Source organism: Mesorhizobium sp. M0293 (assembly GCF_040321735.1).
Taxonomy (GTDB): Bacteria; Pseudomonadota; Alphaproteobacteria; order Rhizobiales; family Rhizobiaceae; genus Mesorhizobium.
In genome coordinates this window covers 1-4,279 of record NZ_JAMYSA010000223.1, presented here as the reverse complement: position 1 = coordinate 4,279, position 4,279 = coordinate 1, and the positions used below count along the sequence as shown (strand labels likewise).

General features: G+C 64.7%; 3 protein-coding genes. All 3 read left to right on the top strand.

The features are described from left to right. The first annotated feature begins 413 nt into the window (after positions 1-413). The 3 genes from NKJ06_RS34700 to NKJ06_RS34690 are packed head-to-tail and all read left to right on the top strand — an operon-like array spanning position 414 to position 4,065. Positions 414-1,646 (top strand): 3-methyl-2-oxobutanoate dehydrogenase (2-methylpropanoyl-transferring) subunit alpha, encoded by a 1,233-nt coding sequence (locus NKJ06_RS34700; RefSeq protein ID WP_352634669.1) that lies wholly within the window; start codon positions 414-416, stop codon positions 1,644-1,646. A gap of 3 nt (positions 1,647-1,649) precedes the next feature. Further along, a complete protein-coding gene (locus NKJ06_RS34695) occupies positions 1,650-2,663 on the top strand; it encodes an alpha-ketoacid dehydrogenase subunit beta (protein WP_352634667.1) in 1,014 nt (337 codons plus the stop codon). A gap of 1 nt (position 2,664) precedes the next feature. After that, positions 2,665-4,065 carry a dihydrolipoamide acetyltransferase family protein gene (locus tag NKJ06_RS34690; protein WP_352812421.1) on the top strand — a complete coding sequence of 467 codons (1,401 nt, stop codon included), beginning with the start codon at positions 2,665-2,667 and terminating at the stop codon, positions 4,063-4,065. Positions 4,066-4,279 lie beyond the last annotated feature (214 nt).

Here is a 4,279-nt window from a genome sequence, read left to right as displayed (position 1 = left end):
AACCGGCGGATCACAAAACTCAGCCATGCGTAAATCAGAGGACTCGGTCGACCCCCACTCCGGGTAGTTGCGCGCGACACCTCTCCCCCGATCGACGGGGGAGAGGAAAGGCGCGAGTTTGCCGACCTTGGCGCCCTTCCTGTCTCTCAGGAGGTGCGGAAGCGTGGATAGGTCCCAAGTCTTCGCCAATCATCTTATCTTCCGACAAACCCAGCCCAACCTTCTCCCTAATTGCGCGTCCCCGCCCAACATCGACAAGAAATTTCGCAGACATATCTTCATCTTGGTGCTGGGGAGGCTGATCGGCCGGTGCTGCCGGGACCGACTTGTGCAGGCTTGCCCGACGAATTCGCACTGGTCTGGCCGTGCAGATATGCAACTATCGGCGCCAGGCAACATTGGAGGACTTGGTCATGGCCGATGCTGGGATGTTGCGGTTTCACGTTCCGGAGCCGGAAGTGCGGCCGGGCGGAACGCCTGACTTTTCCAACGTGCCGATCCCCAAGGCCGGCTCGGTGCCGCGCCCCGACATCGATGTCGATCCGCGCACCATACGCGACCATGCCTTCTCGATCATCCGCGTGCTGAACCGCACTGGCGAAGCCGTCGGCCCCTGGGCCGGCTTGCTTTCCAGCGACGAGCTTCTGGCCGGCCTGCGCCACATGATGACGCTGCGGACCTTCGACGCCCGCATGCAGATGGCGCAGCGCCAGGGCAAGACATCGTTCTACATGCAGCATCTGGGCGAAGAGGCGGTGGCTTGCGCCTTCCGCAAGGCGCTCGAACCCGGCGACATGAACTTTCCGACCTATCGCCAAGCGGGGCTGCTCATCGCCGACGGCTACCCGATGGTCACGATGATGAACCAGATCTATTCCAACGAGGCCGATCCGCTGAAGGGCCGGCAATTGCCGATCATGTATTCGTCGAAGGAGCACGGCTTCTTCTCGATCTCCGGCAATCTGGCGACGCAGTACATCCAGGCGGTCGGCTGGGCGATGGCTTCGGCGATCAGCAATGATTCGAAGATCGCGGCGGCCTGGATCGGCGACGGCTCGACGGCCGAGTCCGACTTCCATTCGGCGCTGGTGTTCGCCTCCACCTACAAGGTGCCCGTCGTGCTCAACGTCGTCAACAACCAGTGGGCGATCTCGACTTTCCAGGGTATCGCGCGCGGCGGCTCGGGCACGTTTGCAGCCAGAGGCCTCGGCTTCGGCATTCCGTCGCTGCGCGTCGACGGCAACGACTATCTGGCTGTCCATGCCGTGGCCAAATGGGCGGCGGAGCGCGCGCGCAGCAATCTCGGGCCAACGCTGGTCGAATATGTCACCTACCGCGCCGGCGCGCATTCGAGCTCGGACGATCCGTCCGCCTACCGGCCGAAGACCGAATCCGACGCCTGGCCGCTCGGCGATCCGATCGTGCGGCTGAAGAACCATCTGATCGCGCTCGGTGTCTGGTCGGAGGAGCGGCACACCCAGGCCGAGGCGGAAATCCTCGACACGGTGATCGCGGCGCAGAAGGAAGCGGAAGGCCACGGCACACTGCATGCCGGCGGCAAGCCGTCGACGCGCGACATGTTCGAGGGCCTCTACGCCGAGATGCCGCCGCATCTGCGGCGCCAGCGCCAGCAGGCGGGAGTCTGAGCCATGCCGAGACGCACCATGATCGAGGCGATCCGCGACGCCATGGACGTGTCGATGGCGCGCGACGACCGCGTCGTCGTGTATGGCGAGGATGTCGGCTTCTTCGGCGGCGTCTTCCGCTGCACGCAGGGCCTGCAGGCGAAATACGGCAAGAGCCGCTGCTTCGATGCGCCGATCAGCGAATCCGGCATCGTCGGCTCGGCCATCGGCATGGCCGCCTATGGCTTGAAACCGTGCGTGGAGATTCAGTTTGCCGACTACATGTATCCGGCATACGACCAGCTGACCCAGGAAGCGGCGCGGCTGCGCTACCGCTCCAATGGCGATTTCACCTGCCCGATCGTGGTGCGGATGCCGACCGGCGGCGGCATTTTTGGCGGCCAGACGCACAGCCAGAGCCCGGAAGCGCTGTTCACCCATGTGTCGGGGCTGAAGACCGTGGTGCCGTCCAATCCGCATGACGCCAAGGGGCTGCTGATCGCGGCGATCGAGGACCCGGACCCGGTGATCTTCCTGGAGCCGAAGCGGCTCTACAACGGTCCCTTCGATGGCCATCACGACCGGCCGGTGACGCCATGGTCGAAGCATGCGCTCGGCGAGGTCGCCGACGGCCACTACACGGTGCCGCTCGGCAAGGCGGCGATCCGCAGGCCAGGGTCAGCCGTCACCGTGCTCGCCTATGGCACCATGGTCTATGTCGCGCAGGCGGCGGCCGAGGAAACCGGCATCGATGCCGAAATCATCGATCTCAGGACCCTGATGCCGCTCGATCTCGACACCATCGTTGCTTCAGTGAAAAAAACGGGACGCTGCGTCATCGTGCATGAGGCGACGCTGACCTCTGGCTTCGGCGCCGAGCTGTCGGCGCTGGTGCAGGAAAACTGCTTCTACCATCTGGAGGCGCCGGTGGCGCGGGTCGCCGGCTGGGACACGCCCTATCCACATGCGCAGGAATGGGACTATTTCCCCGGCCCTGCCCGGGTAGGCCGAGCTCTCCTCGAAACCATGGAGGCCTGAGATGGGCGAGCACATCATCAAGCTGCCCGATGTCGGCGAGGGTGTCGCCGAGGCCGAGCTTGTCGAATGGCACGTCAAGGTCGGCGATATCGTGCGCGAGGACAGCGTGCTCGCCGCCGTCATGACCGACAAGGCGACGGTTGAAATTCCGTCGCCGGTCGACGGCGAAATCCTGTGGCTGGGCGCCGAGATCGGCGACACGGTGGCAATCGGTTCGCCCATCGTGCGGCTGAAGGTGGCGGGCGAGGGCAATGTTGCGGGTGGTGCGACGCCGGCAAAAGTCACGGCTGAGAGTACCCCCACCCCTAACCCCGCCCCCCCACGGGGAGGGGGACGCGTTTCAAACACGAAGGCCGACGCAAAGTCAGCCACTTCCAAGAATGCGCCAAGAACCGCGAGCGTCAGTGAGTCAGATGCCGGCGTGCGAGCAGCGCAGACAGAATCCCCCTCCCCCTTGTGGGGAGGGGTTAGGGGTGGGGGTACTGCGCCGACGTCCCGAGGTGCCGCGCCCGCCGGCGCGCCGCGTCCCGAAGGTGAAAAGCCGCTGGCGTCGCCGGCTGTTCGTCTGCGGGCAAAGGAGGCCGGCGTCGACCTCAGGCAGGTTGCGGGATCTGGCCCGGCCGGCCGCATCGGCCATGAGGACATCGAGGCATTCCTGGCCCGCGGCCCGCAGGTCGCCAAGGGCCTCGCCCGCAACGATGCCGTCCAGGACATCAAGGTGGTCGGCTTGAGGCGCAAGATCGCCGAGAAGATGTCGCTGTCGAAATCGCGCATCCCGCATATCACCTATGTCGAGGAGATCGACGTCACCGCGCTGGAGGATCTGCGCGCCGCGCTCAACAAGGAGAAGCGCGTTGGCGTGGAGAGGCCGAAGCTGACGCTGCTGCCGTTCCTGATGCGGGCGATGGTCAAGGCGATCTCAGACCAGCCCAATCTCAATTCACTGTTCGACGACGAGGCCGGCATCATCCACCAGCATGGCGGCATCCATATCGGCATTGCGGCGCAGACGCCGTCAGGGCTGGTGGTGCCTGTGGTCAAGCACGCCGAGGCGCGCGACATCTGGGAGTGCGGCGCCGAGGTTATCCGGCTTGCCGAGGCGGCCAAGTCCGGCACCGCGACACGCGACGAATTGTCCGGTTCGACCATCACCATCACCTCGCTCGGCGCCATGGGCGGCGTGGCGACGACGCCGGTCATCAACCATCCGGAAGTGGCGATCATCGGCGTCAACAAGATGATGATACGGCCGGTGTGGGACGGCACGCAGTTCATCCCGCGCAAGATGATGAACCTGTCGTCCAGCTTCGACCATCGCGTCATCGACGGCTGGGACGCGGCGGTGTTCATCCAGCGCATCAAGACGCTGCTGGAAACGCCGGCGCTGATTTTTGTGGATTGAGGAGATGCGGTCGATCGCGAAGCTCAAGATGGATCTTCGGAAGTTGCCGGCGTTGGAATGTGTGCTCCCCCTTCTCCCCTTGTGGGAGAAGGTGTCGCCGAAGGCGACGGATGAGGGGTGTTCCAGGGAACGCCAACGTCTCACTCCGCTGGAACACCCCTCATCCGTCTCGGCGCTAACGCGCCGATCCACCTTCTCCCACAAGGGGAGAAGG

Bases quoted from the DNA above. Each gene is read 5' to 3' on its own strand.
- NKJ06_RS34700 (WP_352634669.1), top strand. From the start codon at position 414: ATGGCCGATGCTGGGATGTTGCGGTTTCACGTTCCGGAGCCGGAAGTG.
- NKJ06_RS34695 (WP_352634667.1), top strand. From the start codon at position 1,650: ATGCCGAGACGCACCATGATCGAGGCGATCCGCGACGCCATGGACGTG.
- NKJ06_RS34690 (WP_352812421.1), top strand. From the start codon at position 2,665: ATGGGCGAGCACATCATCAAGCTGCCCGATGTCGGCGAGGGTGTCGCC.